The sequence below is a fragment of the Pseudomonas sp. D5(2026) genome, from assembly GCF_057766845.1.
Genome location: NZ_CM173421.1, coordinates 3,805,237 through 3,821,293, shown reverse-complemented (window position 1 = coordinate 3,821,293; position 16,057 = coordinate 3,805,237). Strand labels below are relative to the sequence as shown.

Annotated in this window: 12 protein-coding genes; 7 read left to right on the top strand and 5 right to left on the bottom strand. The window is 62.8% G+C overall.

Going from position 1 to position 16,057, the window contains the following annotated elements:
- The first annotated feature begins 30 nt into the window (after positions 1-30).
- Together AC3B5Q_RS17715 and AC3B5Q_RS17710 are read left to right on the top strand one after the other, a co-directional pair.
- Positions 31-546: a DUF6586 family protein gene (locus tag AC3B5Q_RS17715; RefSeq protein WP_028697562.1), complete on the top strand. Its 516-nt coding sequence runs from the start codon at positions 31-33 to the stop codon at positions 544-546.
- A 50-nt stretch (positions 547-596) separates the two neighbouring features.
- The gene (locus tag AC3B5Q_RS17710) at positions 597-830 is read left to right on the top strand and encodes a hypothetical protein (RefSeq protein ID WP_021785425.1); all 234 of its coding nucleotides are present in this window, start codon (positions 597-599) and stop codon (positions 828-830) included.
- A 50-nt stretch (positions 831-880) separates the two neighbouring features.
- Here the strand turns inward: AC3B5Q_RS17710 and sulA are convergent, their stop codons facing one another.
- Positions 881-1,357 carry an SOS-induced cell division inhibitor SulA gene (sulA, locus tag AC3B5Q_RS17705; RefSeq protein ID WP_103443939.1) on the bottom strand — a complete coding sequence of 159 codons (477 nt, stop codon included), beginning with the start codon at positions 1,355-1,357 and terminating at the stop codon, positions 881-883.
- A 13-nt stretch (positions 1,358-1,370) separates the two neighbouring features.
- Positions 1,371-1,979, bottom strand: coding sequence for a transcriptional repressor LexA (lexA, locus tag AC3B5Q_RS17700; RefSeq protein WP_010953131.1), 609 nt, complete (start codon positions 1,977-1,979; stop codon positions 1,371-1,373).
- Between the two features lie 285 nt (positions 1,980-2,264).
- Between lexA and AC3B5Q_RS17695 the strand changes: the two genes are divergently transcribed.
- Positions 2,265-2,972, top strand: coding sequence for a TetR/AcrR family transcriptional regulator (locus AC3B5Q_RS17695; RefSeq protein WP_021785423.1), 708 nt, complete (start codon positions 2,265-2,267; stop codon positions 2,970-2,972).
- A gap of 189 nt (positions 2,973-3,161) precedes the next feature.
- Positions 3,162-4,160: a beta-N-acetylhexosaminidase gene (nagZ, locus tag AC3B5Q_RS17690; protein WP_488393131.1), complete on the top strand. Its 999-nt coding sequence runs from the start codon at positions 3,162-3,164 to the stop codon at positions 4,158-4,160.
- 114 nt (positions 4,161-4,274) lie between these two features.
- On the opposite strand, the gene AC3B5Q_RS17685 is transcribed toward nagZ, so the two are convergent.
- From AC3B5Q_RS17685 to mfd, 3 genes are read right to left on the bottom strand one after another with little or no spacing between them, the layout of a single operon-like run.
- A complete protein-coding gene (locus AC3B5Q_RS17685; RefSeq protein WP_080694534.1) occupies positions 4,275-7,592 on the bottom strand; it encodes a DEAD/DEAH box helicase in 3,318 nt (1,105 codons plus the stop codon).
- Positions 7,593-7,596: 4 nt separating this feature from the next.
- Positions 7,597-8,169, bottom strand: a complete 573-nt coding sequence (locus AC3B5Q_RS17680; protein ID WP_028697563.1) for a peptidoglycan binding protein CsiV — start codon at positions 8,167-8,169, stop codon at positions 7,597-7,599.
- Between the two features lie 9 nt (positions 8,170-8,178).
- Positions 8,179-11,628, bottom strand: coding sequence for a transcription-repair coupling factor (gene mfd / locus AC3B5Q_RS17675; RefSeq protein WP_028697564.1), 3,450 nt, complete (start codon positions 11,626-11,628; stop codon positions 8,179-8,181).
- A 167-nt stretch (positions 11,629-11,795) separates the two neighbouring features.
- Between mfd and AC3B5Q_RS17670 the strand changes: the two genes are divergently transcribed.
- From AC3B5Q_RS17670 to sthA, 3 genes are all read left to right on the top strand, one after another.
- Positions 11,796-13,259 (top strand): glyceraldehyde-3-phosphate dehydrogenase, encoded by a 1,464-nt coding sequence (locus tag AC3B5Q_RS17670; RefSeq protein WP_021785419.1) that lies wholly within the window; start codon positions 11,796-11,798, stop codon positions 13,257-13,259.
- 179 nt (positions 13,260-13,438) lie between these two features.
- Positions 13,439-14,437, top strand: a complete 999-nt coding sequence (locus AC3B5Q_RS17665; RefSeq protein WP_031322837.1) for an FAD:protein FMN transferase — start codon at positions 13,439-13,441, stop codon at positions 14,435-14,437.
- Between the two features lie 204 nt (positions 14,438-14,641).
- A complete protein-coding gene (gene sthA, locus AC3B5Q_RS17660) occupies positions 14,642-16,036 on the top strand; it encodes a Si-specific NAD(P)(+) transhydrogenase (protein ID WP_021785418.1) in 1,395 nt (464 codons plus the stop codon).
- Positions 16,037-16,057 lie beyond the last annotated feature (21 nt).

Below are 16,057 nucleotides of genomic sequence, written 5' to 3'. Positions count from 1 at the left end.
CGCCTTGTAGCCTTATGGGAGGGCACTGAAATGGCCCAGGAACTCTACACCCGCACCAACCAGAAACTGTTCTTCGCCGGCCTCGCCCTCGAGTCCATGGCCAAGGCTGAACAAAGCCAGGCCATGAATGCCCAAGGCTTGGTTCAGGCTGAACGCGAGTCGGCGCTGTTCCACCTGTATGGTGCTCTGTTGGGGCTGTGCCATGAAATCGGGGGCTTCTACCGCCTTCCGGTTGTCGCAACGGTGGAGCAGGCCCTGGCCGACGATGCCCTTAATGGTATAACCATCCCGGAAGTGGCCGAGTTGCTGGAACTGGCCCGCCAGCGTGAAACCTGGCTGGCGCAAATGCTCGGTGCTTATGCCGATTTGTTCCGACCACCGGTCGCCAGAAAAGCGCCGAAAACCGACGTTACCCAGCCATTGATTCAAGCCGTCAATCTTGATGAGCCTGAGCATCCAGCGCTGTCGCGTGCCGAGCTGGAAAGCTGGCGAAATGACCTCAAAAGTTTGGTGAGACGTTTCCGTGACGCGTTGAGTGAGTGCTGATAGCCGCAACGGCTGGTACAATAATCGCCTTTCGCGGAGAACTGCCATTTATGTCTACGTCTTTTCTGGAAATTGTCGAGTTGCCTGATGGCCGCATCGAACTTCGTCGCGCCGAGGATGAGGGCTCTCTGGTAACCCTGGATTTCTCGGAAGACGCCAAGGTGTTCCTGCAGGGTCAGCATGTGGAAGTGGCCAAGGCCATGCTCAGTGTGGGCGTGCAGATGGCCGGTCGCCTGATGGATGGCGACCTTGAGCGTGATGAAGGGCCGCGTGTGCTGCACTGAGTGTGCAGCAGCGTATCAGGCTATTTGAAGTGACAGGCAAAGCCTGAACATCAGCCGAGGCGGATGTTCAGGCTTTGTGCGTTTCCGGCACTGGCTGCACGTAGCAGTTGCTGGCGTGCAGTGGCGTTGACGTTGCCCAGCCAGCTCACCACGGTGTGGCTGAGGCCCAGGCGCAAGGCCTCACAGGCCAGCTGCAGCGCGCTTTGATTGCTGCGGGGTTGCAGCAGCAGAATACGTTCACGGTTGAGCCCGGCATCGCGCAGCCAGGCCTGGGTCAGGCTTGGCGGTGGGGCGATCAGGGTCAGCCAGCGGGTCTCGTCCTCTTCGCTCAGTTCGCGCAGCACGGGTGCCAGCAGGCTTTGGCAGTGGCCAGGGGCGCCGCGCAGCGACAGTTCGCTGAACAGTTCGGGCTGGCTGCTCTTGCGCGCTGGCTCCCTGGCTTTCAGGCCTGGCAGCACGGGCTGTGCGAGGAATGCTTCGAACAGGGGCAACTGGGCTTGCTCGGGTGCGTGAATGAACTGCTGCATGACGCCTCCTGGATCAGCGGCGAATGACGCCGACGCTCAAGCCCTCGATCACCAGTTCCTGTTCTTTCAGGTCGACTTCGATGGGGGCGAATTCGGGGTTTTCGGCAAGCAACCAGACTTTGCTGCCTTCGCGCTTGAAGCGCTTGACGGTGACTTCGTCGCCGATACGCGCCACCACGATCTGGCCGTTGCGGGCCTCACGGCAGGTGTGCACAGCCAGCAGGTCACCGTCGAAGATGCCGACGTCCTTCATGCTCATGCCGTGTACGCGCAGCAAATAGTCGGCTTGGGGGTGGAAGAAGGCAGGGTTGATGTTGCAGGATTGCTCGATGTGCTGTTCGGCAAGAATCGGCGCACCGGCAGCTACCCGGCCGATGATGGGCAGGCCGGCTTCTTCGGCCTTGGCTTCCAGGCCAGGGATGCGGATGCCGCGGGAAGCGCCCGGCGTCATTTCGATCGCGCCCTTGCGGGCAAGCGCCTTGAGGTGCTCCTCGGCGGCATTGGGCGACTTGAAGCCCAGCTCCTGAGCAATCTCCGCGCGGGTGGGCGGGAAGCCGTTGTCTTCCAGGCAGCGCTTGATGAACGCGAGAATTTCGGCTTGGCGTGGCGTCAGTTTCAACATGGTAAGCGCTCTGTCTTTTTGTACAGTGACTGGGATTATATACAGTGTCTGGCCCGCTGCAAGCTCCAAGCTGCAAGAAAGGGTGAAACGGCAGTCCTTCCAACCTTTTCAGTCACCCCTGAAGCGATTTCGTGATATCCGGCCGGTGTTGCTGTTATTTGATGCTTGCAGCTTCCAGCTTGCGCCTTTTAAATGGCGACCGCCCAGTCACCGAGCCTTGACAGACGCAGGGCTGAAACGTATGTTTCAAACACCTGTTTGTCTGGCGGAGTAGTCGGAGTAGTCATGGCCCAATCGGAAACCGTTGAACGCATTCTCGATGCTGCCGAGCAGCTGTTCGCGGAAAGGGGGTTCGCCGAAACCTCGTTGCGGCTGATTACCAGCAAGGCCGGGGTCAACCTGGCGGCAGTCAACTATCATTTCGGCTCCAAGAAGGCGCTGATCCAGGCTGTTTTCTCGCGTTTCCTTGGCCCGTTCTGCGCCAGTCTCGAGCGTGAACTGGAGCGGCGCCAGGCCAAGCCGGAGCACAAGCCCAGCCTCGAAGAACTGCTGGAAATGCTCGTAGAGCAGGCGTTGGCCGTGCAGCCGCGTAGCAACAACGACCTGTCGATCTTCATGCGCCTGCTGGGTCTGGCGTTCAGCCAGAGCCAGGGTCACCTGCGGCGTTATCTGGAAGACATGTACGGCAAGGTGTTCCGCCGCTACATGCTGCTTGTGAACGAGGCTGCGCCACGCATTCCGCCACTGGAACTGTTCTGGCGTGTGCACTTCATGCTGGGTGCCGCGGCCTTCAGCATGTCCGGTATCAAGGCCTTGCGGGCGATTGCCGAGACCGACTTCGGCATCAACACTTCGATCGAGCAGGTGATGCGCCTGATGGTGCCGTTCCTGGCGGCAGGCATGCGCGCTGACAGCGGTGTGACCGACGAGGCGATGGCAACTGCGCAGCTGCGCCCGCGAACAAAGACCAGCTCGGCTACCGCCAAGGCCTGAAGGCTGGGCGTGGCAGGGCGCTTCCGCTAAGCTAGCGCCCATGCCCGATCTCGATCTACTTCACATTTCCCTCGCTGACCAGTGCTCTCATGGCTTCGCCTGTGGCCAGCGGCGCGTGCCTGTGGGTGTCTGCTGCCCCCGATTGGGCCTCTCTCTGTCTTCAATGAAGGATTACCCATGACTGTCAGCCTGCAAGGCTCCCTGATGGTGGATATCGCCGGTAAATGGCTGACCGCCGAAGACCGTCAATTGCTGCGCCAGCCCGAAGTGGCTGGCCTGATCATCTTTGCCCGCAATATCGACAGCCCGCGCCAGGTGCGCGAACTGTGCGCGTCCATCCGCGCCATTCGCCCCGAACTGATCCTGGCAGTGGACCAGGAGGGTGGTCGCGTACAACGACTGCGCCAGGGCTTCGTGCGCCTGCCGGCCATGCGTGCGCTGGCCGATAACGACAATGCTGAATACCTGGCTGAGCAGTGCGGCTGGCTGATGGCGACCGAGGTACTGGCAGTTGGTCTGGACCTCAGCTTTGCTCCGGTGCTCGACCTGGACCACCAGCGTAGCGCCGTGGTGGGCAGCCGCGCGTTCGAGGGTGACCCGCTGCGTGCAACGCGACTGGCCGGCGCGTTCATCCGTGGCATGAATGCGGCGGGTATGGCCGCTTGTGGCAAGCATTTCCCGGGGCATGGTTGGGCCGAAGCCGATTCGCACGTGGCTATCCCCACCGATGAGCGCAGCCTGGAACAACTGCGCCAGGCCGACCTGGTGCCGTTTACCCGCCTGAGTGGGCAGCTTGCGGCAGTGATGCCGGCGCATGTCATTTACCCGCAGGTCGATAACCAGCCAGCCGGCTTCTCGCGGCGTTGGTTAAAGGACATCTTGCGTGGCGAGCTGGGCTTTGACGGGGTGATCTTCAGTGATGACCTGTCGATGGCCGGTGCGCATGTGGTGGGCGACGCGGCCAGCCGTATCGAGGCGGCGCTGAGCGCCGGTTGTGACATGGGCCTGGTGTGCAATGACCGGGCGGCGGCGGAGCTGGCGCTGAGTGCGGCGCAGCGCATGAAGGTCAAGCCGTCGCCGCGGATTGCGCGGATGCGCGGGCAAGGTTTTGCACGAACCGATTATCGCCAGCAGCCGCGCTGGCTGGAGGCGCTGGGGGCGTTGAAGGAAGCTCAGTTGGTCGATTGATTGCGCTGGCCTCTTCGCTCCCACAGTTACCGCATCGCCATCTGGGGCAGTGCAGTGCCTGTAGGAGCGGGCTTGCCCGCGAAGAGGCCCGCGCGGGCTGTATCCGTTTTCGATCTATCGCCCGCGTTTTCCGGGCAATGGCGCAAACAGGGCCTCGATTTCTTCATCGCCAAGCCGCCACTGCCCAGCCTGCCCGCCGTCCAGCAGGCTGGCGGCCAATGCTGCCTTTTCCTGCTGCAGCAGCTGGATCTTCTCCTCCACCGTGCCCCGGGTAATCAGCTTGAACACGAACACCGGCTTGTCCTGACCGATGCGGTAGGCTCGGTCAGTAGCTTGGTTTTCGCTGGCCGGGTTCCACCAGGGGTCGAAGTGGATCACGGTGTCCGCCGCCGTCAGATTCAAGCCTACGCCCCCCGCCTTCAGGCTGATCAGGAACACTTCGCTGTTACCTTGCTGAAACTGCTGCACTGGCGTGCGACGGTCGCGAGTGTCACCGGTCAGCAGGCTGTAGCGGATCTTGCGCTTCTCGAGCTCCTGCTCGATCAGCGCCAGCATTGAGGTGAACTGTGAGAACAACAACACCCGGCGCCCTTCGCTGAGCAGTTCTTCGAGCATTTCCAGCAGCGCACCCAGCTTGCCCTTGTCGGCCTGGTTGCCTTTGCTTTCCACTCCCTTGACCAGGCGCAGGTCGCAGCACACCTGGCGCAGCTTGAGCAACGCATCGAGGATCACGATCTGGCTGCGTGCGGCACCATTGCGGGCGATTTCGTCGCGGACTTTCTGGTCCATGGCTACTCGCACGGCCTCGTAGGTATCGCGCTGGGCGTCACTGAGCTCGACCCAGTGCACCATCTCGGTCTTGGCCGGCAGCTCTGTGGCCACCTGCTCTTTGGTGCGGCGCAGCAGGAACGGCCGGATGCGGCTGGCCAGGTGGGCCATGCGCTCGCTGTCACCGTGACGTTCGATCGGGTTGCGGTAATCCTGGTTGAAGCGCTTCAGGTCGCCCAGCCAGCCGGGCATCAGAAAGTGGAAGATCGACCACAGTTCGCCCAGGTTGTTTTCCATCGGCGTGCCGGTCAGGCACAGGCGCTGGCCGGCTTGTAGCTCGCAGACGGCGAGGGCGGCCTTGCTGCTGCTGCTCTTGATGTTTTGCGCCTCGTCCAGTATCAGCATGTGCCAGGCCTGGGGGCGCAACTGTTCGAGGTCGCGTGGTATCAGGGCGTAAGTGGTCAGGACCAGGTCGTACTCATGGAGCTTGGAGAAGTGCTTGCTGCGCCCCGGCCCATGCAGGGCCAGTACGCGCAGGCCGGGCGCGAAGCGCTGGGCTTCGTCCAGCCAGTTGGGTATGAGGCTGGTTGGCATGACCGCCAGGGCCGGTGTACTCAGGCGCCCGGATTGCTTCTCCAGCAGCAGATGGGCCAGGGTCTGCAGGGTCTTGCCCAGGCCCATGTCGTCGCCGAGGATGCCGCCGGTACCCATTTCGCGCAAGGCCTGCAGCCAGTTCAGGCCTTGCTGCTGATAGGGGCGCAAGCTGGCCTGCAACCCGGTGGGCGGTTCTACCTGCAGGTCGCGGGCATCGCGCAGGCGGCGGCCCAGATCGCGTACATGCTCGCCACCTTCCCAGTGCAGGGGCAGGCCTTCGATTTCGTTCAGGCGCGCGGCGTCGGCGCGCTCCATGCGCAGGGACGGGCCTGCCGTGTCCTCGTGCAAGTAGAGCTCGCCCAGGGTGCCCATGACTGCCTTGATGCGGCCGTAGGGCAGGGCGACGCGCAAGGCGGGGGCATCGGGACGGCCGCGGTTGAGGTCGATCAGCAGGTGCTCATCGTCACTGCGCCGGGCCAGTTCGCTAGGGCGTAGCAGCTCCGGGCTGCTGCGCAGCAGGTGCAATACGATCGGCAGCAGGCTGTGGCGTTGGCCATCGACCACAATGCCTAGTTCCAGGTCGAACCATTCATGGCCGGGCGCTTCGTCGATGGTTGCATACCAGTCGTCCACCTCCTGAAGGTTGAAGGCGAAGTCGCGGTGAATGTCGATGTCCCAGCCGGCTTCGCGCAGGCGCGGCAGGCCTTCGCGGGCAAAGCGCAACCAGGCTTCGTCGTCTGGCAATTGATGCATTTCGCCGGCGCTGTCGGGTAGTGCCTTGCTCTGCCGTGTGGCAGGTTTGAAGCCGAAATCGCGCAGCATCTGGCGCAATGCCTGCTCGGCTTGAGTCTGGCGGCGAATGCGCTGGCTGGTGCTGCCTGCCAGGCGGGTCAGTGGCTTTTCATCGGTGCCGCTGGCCTGCAAGCCGTCATAATCGAACGCCAATGCGGCGCGATGTTGCATCTGCCGTTGCATGCGACCGGTTTTCGGCATGTAGGCGGTGTATTCGAGGCTGCCGAGAGCAAGAAGGGGCTTTGGCTGGATGTTATCGAGCAACTGCTCCTGCACTTGCGTCGGGGTCGGCACCTTGTGGCTGAGGGCATTGAGCTTGTGGCTCAGGGGGACGACCAGGTGTTCCGGTACATCGGGTGCGATAGTCAACTGCACGGCGACATGCGGATCCAGGCTGTGCTCGACTTTGCCCACTTCACGGGTCGGCAGGTTCAGGTAGTAAAGCGGCAGCAGCGGGATGACGCGGCGCAGCATTTCTTCGCCGCTGTACCACCGCCCCCGGTAGTTTCCGTTGTCCAGGCGTACCCAGCGAAACTCGGCATGGCGCACCGGGCCTTCATGAAGCGGGGGGAAGTCGGTATCGAAGAACATTCGCCCGGTTTCGAGGGCGCGCTGGAACAACTCGCCACCTTCGTGGCCCTTCAGTTTGTAACCGCGATCTTGGCCGCCGCCCTGATTCAGGGCCGAGAGCAGGCGCAGAATGCGGATGTCTTCGTCTGTTACGAAGCGCGGTGGTTCGTAGAGAAAGTCGTAAAGTGACTGGACGCGGCTGAAGCGGATGCCGTCTTCCGTTCGCGTGCCTTTGCGGACAAGCAGGGCGCAGCCAGCATCATCGGTGAGCTGCAGCTGATAGCACACCATGCGCCCGCGTTTGTCTTCGGTCGCGTCAGTTTTGGGTGGGGCCTGCTCCAGGCCGCTCAACCAGTGCTGCAGTTCGGCGGACAGGGTGCCCGGGTTGGCTTGCATGCCCCCGCTACTGGAAAAGCGGTCGCTCACGCAGAAGAGTACAGCGGCGCAATGCTTGCAGTTTTGCCGTACCGGGCAATCGCATTCACCGCGCACATGGCAGCGGCCGCCCGCAACGTGCAGCTCGATGCGTTGCCGGTAGTGGTTGTTGCCGCTCCCCTGGCAATTGGCGGTGATGGTCTGCCCATACACGCCTTCCAGTTCGGCCCTGCCTTCCTCGGCATACCGCTCACCGCGCTGCAGGGCAGCTTTGCTGAACGATTGAATCCAGTTCGGATAAGCGTTCACCATCTCGGCGGCATCGTGCTTCATTGGCCTACTGCTCCATCATCTCCGGGTCCATCACCGGCATTTTCGGCGTACCCGGTGGTGTCACCTTCAGCAGTACCGCCAGGTGCCCGCCGTCGAGAAAGGTCAGCTGGCCGCCCTTGACGTTGCTGTTGCTTTGCCTGAACTGCTCGCTTTGCAGCACGTTGCCGTTGCCATCCAGCTGGTTGACCCAGAAGTTGGCCTCGACGGTGATGAAGCGGCCTTCAGCGATGCTCAGGTTGCCTTCGATAGGGAAGTGCCCGAACTGTTCGGTGCCTTCGCCCACGGCGATGCGGCTGGGTTCGCTGCCCACCTGCTGCTGCCAGGCCTTGTGCATCAGCACCGTGTAGTCGGCGGTGGCTTCCAGGCGGGTGGCTTCATCTTCCAGTGCTGGGGGGCGCTCGGCGTCCTTGGTCAGGCGTGGGGCGCCGGCGCTCCAGTCTTCGGGGGCGAACGGGCTGGTGAAGGCGGGCACGCTGTTCTGCCGCACCAGAATCATTTCTACCTGATACAGGCCTTCGGCGAAGGCAGCCGGGGCGAACAGCGCCAGCAGCAGGGTCAGGCAACGGATGGCACGCATGGGTCTTCCTTAGGCAGGCTGTGGGGTCAGGCGCTCGAACAGCGCCTCCAGGGTATTGAAACGTTCGTCGGGGCGTTCCATCGGTACCAGGAAGCGGAACTGGGTAGCGCCTTCGAACTTGTAACGTTTGGGCTGACCCTGGATCAGCTTGATCAGGGTCAACGGGTCGACCGGGGTTTCGGCTTCGAACTCGAGCTTGCCACCGTTGGGCCCCGCATCGACTTTCTTGATCCCGAGCTTTTCCGCGTGCAGCTTGAGCGACGTCAGGCGCATCAGGTTCTTGGTCGGCTCTGGCAACAGGCCGAAGCGGTCGATCATCTCGACCTGCAAGTCCTTGAGGCCTTCTTCGTCGGCAGCCGAGGCAATGCGTTTGTACAGGATCAGACGCGCATGCACGTCAGGCAGGTAGTCTTCGGGGATCAGTGCCGGCAGGCGCAGGTTGATCTCCGGGCCGCCGCCCAGTGGTTGCTCAAGGTTCGGCTGGGTACCTTTACGGATTGCCTTGACCGCGCGCTCGAGCATTTCCATGTACAGGGTGAAGCCCACCGCCTGGATCTGCCCGCTCTGGCCTTCGCCCAGCAGCTCGCCGGCCCCGCGGATTTCCAGGTCGTTGGTGGCCAGCACGAAGCCTGCGCCAAGGTCTTGTGTGTTGGCGATCGCCTCCAGGCGCTTTTCGGCGTCGGCGCTGACCTTCTGACGGGTAGGTGTGAGCAGGTAGGCGTAAGCCTGGTGGTGGCTACGGCCAACCCGGCCACGCAACTGGTGCAGCTGGGCCAGGCCGAACTTGTCGGCGCGCTCGATGACGATGGTGTTGGCGCTGGGCACGTCGATACCGGTTTCGATAATGGTCGAGGCCACCAGCACGTTGAAGCGCTTGTGGTAGAAATCGCTCATCACCTGTTCCAGCTCGCGTTCGCGCATTTGCCCGTGGCCGATGCCGATGCGTGCCTCAGGCACCAGCTCGGCAAGGTCGGCGGCGCATTTTTCGATGGTTTTCACATCGTTGTGCAGGTAGTACACCTGGCCACCGCGCAACAGTTCGCGCAGCAGCGCCTCCTTGACCGTGCTTTTGTTCTGCTCCATGACGAAGGTGCGCACAGACAGGCGGCGTGCTGGCGGCGTGGCGATGATTGACAGGTCGCGCATGCCTGCCACAGCCATGTTCAGCGTGCGCGGAATCGGCGTGGCGGTCAGGGTGAGGATGTCGACCTCGCTGCGCAGCGCCTTCAGCTGTTCTTTCTGGCGTACGCCAAAGCGGTGCTCTTCATCGATGATGGCCAGGCCCAGGTCTTTGAAGCGCACGTCGTCCTGCAGCAGCTTGTGGGTGCCGATGAGGATGTCGATCTTGCCTTCGGCAAGGTCCGCGGCGGCGGCGGCCACTTCCTTGGCCGACTTGAAGCGGCTCATCACTTCCACGGTCACGGGCCAGTCGGCAAAGCGGTCGCGGAAACTGTTGTAATGCTGCTGGGCAAGCAGGGTGGTGGGCACCAGTACAGCCACCTGGCGGCCACTGTGCACGGCGATGAACGCCGCGCGCATGGCCACTTCGGTCTTGCCGAAGCCCACGTCGCCACAGACCAGGCGGTCCATTGGCTTGGGCGCCAGCATATCGGCTCGCACGGCCTCGATTGCAGCCTGCTGGTCCGGGGTTTCCTCGAACGGGAAGCCGGCGCTGAAGGTGGCGTAGTCGGCGGACGGGTCGGCAAACGCATAGCCCTTGCGCGCGGCGCGGCGAGCATAGATGTCGAGCAGTTCGGCGGCCACGTCGCGGACCTGTTCGGCGGCCTTGCGCTTGGCTTTCTGCCAGGCCTCCGAACCCAGCCGGTGCAGCGGTGCCAGGGCGTCGTCGCTGCCGGTGTAGCGGGCGATCAGGTGCAGGTTGGCCACCGGCACATACAACTTGGCGTTCTCGGCGTATTCCAGCGTCAGGAATTCGGCGGCCTGGCCGTCGATTTCCAGGGTGGCCAGGCCCAGGTAGCGGCCGACACCATGGTCGATGTGCACCACCGGCGCGCCTTCGCGCAGCTCGGTGAGGTTCTTGATGACCGCGTCGTTGGCGGTTTCGCCGCGCTTGTCACGGCGCCGACGCTGCATCACCCGCTGGCCGAACAGTGGGCTTTCGGCAATCAGGGCCAGGCCCGGGTCGTCCAGCAGCAGGCCGTCGTCCAGCGGGGCGATGGTGATCGCCAGGCGCTCGGCACCGGTTATGAAATCGTCCCAGCCATCGACGGTATGCGGGCGCAGCTTCAGCCGTTCGAGCAGCTCCAGCAGCACTTCACGGCGGCCCGCTGATTCGGCTGTGAACAGTACGCGGCCGGGGAACTGGTCGAGGAAGTTGGCCAGCTCGGCCAGCGGCTGGTTGGCCTTGGCCTCGATGGCCAGGTTGGGCAGGGCGCGCGCCGGGAAGCGCTCGCGGCCCACCCCAGGGTCGAGCTCTTCGCTGCTGACCACTACCCGGGGCCACTGCTTGAGCCGGGCGAAGCAATCTTCCACCGGCATGAACAGCTCGGCCGGCGGCAACAGCGGCCGGCTGAGGTCGCCGCGGCGGTCTTCATAACGCCCGCGCACGTCGTTCCAGAAGTGCTCGGCGGCCTGTTCCACGCCGGGGAGCGAGAACACCTGGGTGTCGGTCGGCAGGTAGTCGAACAGGGTTGAGGTGTCTTCGAAGAACAGCGGCAGGTAGTACTCGATACCGGCGGGGATGATGCCGCTGGCCAGGTCCTGGAAGATTGCACTGCGGCGGAAGTCGACGTCGAAGCGCTCGCGAAAGCGTGCCTTGAAGCGGGTCACTTCTTCCTTCTGCATCGGGAATTCGCGTGCTGGCAGCAGGCGCACCGAATCCACCTTGTCGATCGAGCGCTGGGTCTCGGGGTCGAAGGTGCGCAGCGTCTCGATCTCGTTATCGAACAGGTCGATGCGGTAGGGCAGCTTGCTGCCCATCGGGAACAGGTCGATCAGCGCGCCGCGCACGGCGAACTCGCCATGCTCGTAGACGGTGTCGACGCAACGATAACCGCTGGCTTCCAGGCGCGTGCGCATCTGCTCTACGTCGATGGTCTGGCCCACATCCAGCACCAGGCTGCTGCCCAGCAGAAAGCGTGTGGGCGCCAGGCGGTGCAGGGCGGTGGTGATCGGCACCACGAGGATGCCGTGGCTCAGCTCCGGCAGGCGGTACAGGCTGGCGATGCGCTGGGAGATGATGTCCTGGTGCGGCGAGAACAGGTCGTAGGGCAGGGTTTCCCAATCGGGGAACGGCAGCACTGGCAGGCCCGGGGCAAAGAAGCGCAGCTCCTGCTCCAGACGGTCGGCGGCCTGGCTGTCGGCCGTCAGCAGCAGGGTGAAGCGGCCAGCGCTGCTGGCAGCCTCGGCGATGGCAAGGCTGAGGGCGGCACCGGGCAAGTTGCCCCAGGTTTGTTTGCCGGCCGTGGCCGACATTTGCGGTAGGCGCAGAACTGACACGGGAGATTGCACTCCAAGCGTTGCGGCAAAGAGACCGATTGTACCGGTGACGGTGCCGGCTGTCAGGCTCGAAAGGGCATGAGCGCTGGCTTGCGTCACTGCGACAGGCGCTCATTGCCGGTTCCGCGTCGGGGCGTCATAATGTAGCCCCTTTTTTCTGTCCCTACATGTGGAAGGTTCCCGTGACTCAGAAGCCCGACCAGTGTCTTGGTGAGTGGATTGATCGTGAAGCCCTGGCTGAAGCGATGATCCCGCTTATCGGTCAGCTCTACCGCAATAACAACGTGGTGAGCTCGATTTATGGCCGCAGCCTGATCAACCGTTCGGTTATCTCGATCCTCAAGGCGCACCGCTTTGCGCGCCACCGCCAAACCGACGAAACCGAACTGTCCGTCCACGAGACATTCCCCCTGCTCAAAGCCATGAGCGAGCTGAAACTGGGCGCCGCATCGGTCGACCTGGGCAAGCTGGCCAACAAGTTCAAGCAGGAAGGCAATGGCCGCACTGCCGAGCAGTTCGTCCGTGAAGAGCTGGCTGACGTGGTTGGCCAGCAGAACGCTTCGGCGCGTAAAGGCACCGACGTTGTTCTGTACGGTTTCGGTCGCATCGGCCGCCTGCTGGCGCGCATCCTGATCGAGAAAACCGGTGGTGGTGACGGCCTGCGTCTGCGTGCCATCGTCGTGCGCAAAGGCGCCGAAAACGACCTGGTCAAGCGTGCCAGCCTGCTGCGCCGTGACTCGGTGCATGGTCCGTTCGATGGCACCATCACCATCGACGAAGCCAACAACACCATCACCGCCAACGGCAACCTGATCCAGGTTATCTACGCCAAGAACCCGAGCGAAGTCGACTACACCCAGTACGGCATCGACAATGCGCTTGTTGTTGACAACACCGGTGTATGGCGTGACGCCGACGGCCTGGGCCAGCACCTGGCCTGCCCTGGTGCTGCCCGCGTGATCCTCACCGCACCTGGTAAGGGCGCGCTGAAGAACATCGTGCACGGTATCAACCACGGTGACATCACTGCCGATGACAAGATCATCTCGGCGGCCTCCTGCACCACCAACGCCATCGTGCCGGTGCTCAAGGCCATCAACGATCAGTACGGCATCGTCAACGGCCACGTCGAAACCGTTCACTCGTTCACCAACGACCAGAACCTGATCGACAACTTCCACAAGGGCAGCCGCCGTGGCCGTGCCGCGCCGCTGAACATGGTAATCACCGAAACCGGCGCCGCCACCGCCGCTGCCAAGGCACTGCCAGTGCTGAAGGGCAAGCTGACCGGCAACGCCATTCGTGTCCCGACGCCGAACGTTTCGATGGCCATCCTGAACCTGAATCTGGAAAAGGCCACCACCCGCGACGAGATCAACGAGTACCTGCGCCAGACCGCCATGCACTCGGAACTTCACAAGCAGATCGACTACGTGGCTTCGCAGGAAGTGGTTTCGACCGACTTCGTGGGCTCGCGCCATGCCGGTGTGGTTGACGCAGAGGCGACCATCGCCAACGACAACCGCGTTGTTCTGTACGTCTGGTACGACAACGAGTTCGGTTATAGCTGCCAGGTGGTTCGTGTGATGGAAGACATGGCCGGTGTGAACCCGCCAGCGTTTCCGCGCTGATTCGCTTGTAAGGCAATGAAAAAACGGGAACCTTCGGGTTCCCGTTTTTTTTATTCTGAATGTGTGTTGTCAGTGCTGGCCCTTTCGCGGGTAAACCCGCTCCTACAGGATTATCGCTGCCCCTGTAGGAGCGGGTTTACCCGCGAAGAGGCCAGCACCGGCAACCGAGAAACCCTACTGTGCGCACAGCCCTACTGTTCATTCTGCTGCTACTCACCGCCTGCAACCAGGGCCCCACCCTGGAGCGTCTGGGTGGCCCGACCATGGGCAGCAGCTACAGCATCCAGTACGTCCGCGAGCCTGGTGGCCCGGTGCCGGCCCAGGTGCAGAGGGCGGTTGAAACCATCCTGCATGACATCGACCACCACTACTCGACCTACCGCGGCGATTCCATCGTCAGCCAGTTCAACCGGTTACCCGCCGGTGAGTGCCTGGCCCTGCCGCCCGATATGCTCGAATTGGTCAGCCTCGGCCAGCACCTTGCCGAGCAGAGCGATGGCGCTTTCGATCTCACGGTAGAGCCTTTGCTCGACCTGTGGGGCTTCGGCCCTCAGGCCCGTCACGAGCAGGTGCCCGAACCACAGGCACTGGCCCAGGTGCGCCGGCGTGTGGGCTACCAGCACCTGCGCATCAAGGGGCGCGCCCTGTGCAAGGATGCCCCGGTGCAGCTCGACCTCAACAGCATCGTCGCCGGCCATGCTGTCGACGTGATCGCTGCGCGCCTGCAGGCCATGGGTGTCAGCAGCTTTGTCGCCGAGGTCACTGGCGAGTTGAAGGCAGTTGGCCGCAAGCCTGACGGCAGCCCTTGGCGCATTGCCCTGGAACTGCCTCGCGAAGACCGGCAGGTCGCCCGCCAGATCATCCCGGTCAATAGCCTTTCAGTATCAACCTCGGGTGACTATCGGCACTATTTCGAGCAGAATGGCCGGCGCTATTCGCACACCTTCGATGCCCGCCTCGGGCGCCCGGTCGAGCATGACCTGGCGGCCGTTACGGTGCTGGACGCCTCAGCACTGCAGGCCGACGGCTATTCGACGCTGCTGCTCATCCTGGGTCCGCAGCGAGGCTGGGATTTTGCCGTGGCGCATGACCTGGCTGCGGTTTTGGTGACTCGAGCAGAGGGAGGCTTCGTCTCCCGATCTACGCCCGCGTTCGAACGGGCAGTGAAAGGCCAGTGAAAGCACAAGCAGGGATGATTGCCGCCAGGGAATGGGTGAAGCATATGTAGTGCGGGCAAAATTGGCCTACGACGCGACCAAGGGTTAATGTGCGCGGCGTTCCGGGTTGATTAGACTGCACCCGAATTTTCTCATGGCGCCCCGGCGGCATGATCGTGCCCCGCAAGCGACCGTGGCTTGCGGGCCAGTTCTGAAGGAGTACGCATGGCTGTCTACAACTACGACGTAGTGGTGCTGGGTTCCGGCCCGGCCGGTGAAGGCGCGGCAATGAACGCCGCCAAAGCAGGGCGCAAGGTAGCGATGGTCGATGACCGTCGCCAGGTTGGTGGCAACTGCACCCACTTGGGTACCATTCCGTCCAAGGCACTGCGTCACTCGGTGCGGCAGATCATGCAGTTCAACACCAACCCGATGTTTCGTGCCATCGGCGAGCCACGCTGGTTCTCGTTCCCGGACGTGCTGAAAAGCGCCGAGAAGGTCATCGCCAAGCAGGTGGCATCGCGCACCGGCTACTATGCCCGCAACCGCGTCGACGTGTTCTTCGGCACCGGCAGCTTCGCCGACGAGCAGACCGTGGAAGTGGTGTGCCCCAACGGCGTGGTCGAGAAGCTCAACGCCAAGCACATCATCATTGCAACCGGCTCGCGCCCTTACCGCCCGGCCGACATCGACTTCCACCATCCGCGGGTTTACGACAGCGACACCATCCTCAGCCTCAGCCATACCCCGCGCAAGCTGATCGTGTACGGTGCCGGCGTAATCGGTTGCGAATACGCTTCGATCTTCAGTGGCCTGGGCGTATTGGTCGAGCTGGTCGACAACCGCGGCCAACTGCTGAGCTTCCTCGACTCGGAAATTTCCCAGGCGCTGAGCTACCACTTCAGCAACAACAACATCACAGTGCGTCACAACGAAGACTACGAGCGCGTCGAAGGCCTGGACAACGGGGTGATCCTGCACCTCAAGTCGGGCAAGAAGATCAAGGCCGACGCCTTGCTCTGGTGCAACGGCCGTACCGGCAACACCGACAAGCTGGGCCTGGAAAACATCGGCATCAAGGTGAACAGCCGCGGCCAGATCGAGGTCGACGAGGCCTACCGCACCGCCGTGCCGAACATCTACGGTGCCGGTGACGTGATTGGCTGGCCAAGCTTGGCCAGTGCGGCCCATGACCAGGGCCGGTCGGCCGCTGGCAGCATTGTCGACAATGGCAGCTGGCGCTTCGTCAACGACGTGCCGACCGGTATCTACACCATTCCGGAGATCAGCTCGATCGGCAAGAACGAGCAGGAACTGACCCAGGCCAAAGTGCCGTACGAAGTGGGCAAGGCCTTCTTCAAAGGCATGGCGCGTGCGCAGATCGCCGGCGAGCCGCAGGGCATGCTGAAGATCCTGTTCCACCGCGAAACCCTGGAAATCCTCGGTGTGCATTGCTTCGGCTATCAGGCTTCGGAAATTGTCCACATTGGCCAGGCGATCATGAACCAGCCAGGTGAGCACAACAACCTGAAGTACTTCGTCAACACCACGTTCAACTACCCGACCATGGCCGAAGCCTATCGGGTAGCTGCCTATGACGGCCTGAACCGGCTTTTTTGAGCGGCTCCGACCGGTGGCCTG

Coding starts and splice junctions, on each gene's coding strand:
- AC3B5Q_RS17695 (WP_021785423.1), top strand. CDS start 2,265: ATGGCCCAATCGGAAACCGTTGAACGCATTCTCGATGCTGCCGAGCAG.
- AC3B5Q_RS17685 (WP_080694534.1), bottom strand. CDS start 7,592: ATGAAGCACGATGCCGCCGAGATGGTGAACGCTTATCCGAACTGGATT.
- AC3B5Q_RS17670 (WP_021785419.1), top strand. CDS start 11,796: ATGTGGAAGGTTCCCGTGACTCAGAAGCCCGACCAGTGTCTTGGTGAG.
- lexA (WP_010953131.1), bottom strand. CDS start 1,979: ATGTTGAAACTGACGCCACGCCAAGCCGAAATTCTCGCGTTCATCAAG.
- sulA (WP_103443939.1), bottom strand. CDS start 1,357: ATGCAGCAGTTCATTCACGCACCCGAGCAAGCCCAGTTGCCCCTGTTC.
- AC3B5Q_RS17680 (WP_028697563.1), bottom strand. CDS start 8,169: ATGCGTGCCATCCGTTGCCTGACCCTGCTGCTGGCGCTGTTCGCCCCG.
- AC3B5Q_RS17710 (WP_021785425.1), top strand. CDS start 597: ATGTCTACGTCTTTTCTGGAAATTGTCGAGTTGCCTGATGGCCGCATC.
- sthA (WP_021785418.1), top strand. CDS start 14,642: ATGGCTGTCTACAACTACGACGTAGTGGTGCTGGGTTCCGGCCCGGCC.
- AC3B5Q_RS17715 (WP_028697562.1), top strand. CDS start 31: ATGGCCCAGGAACTCTACACCCGCACCAACCAGAAACTGTTCTTCGCC.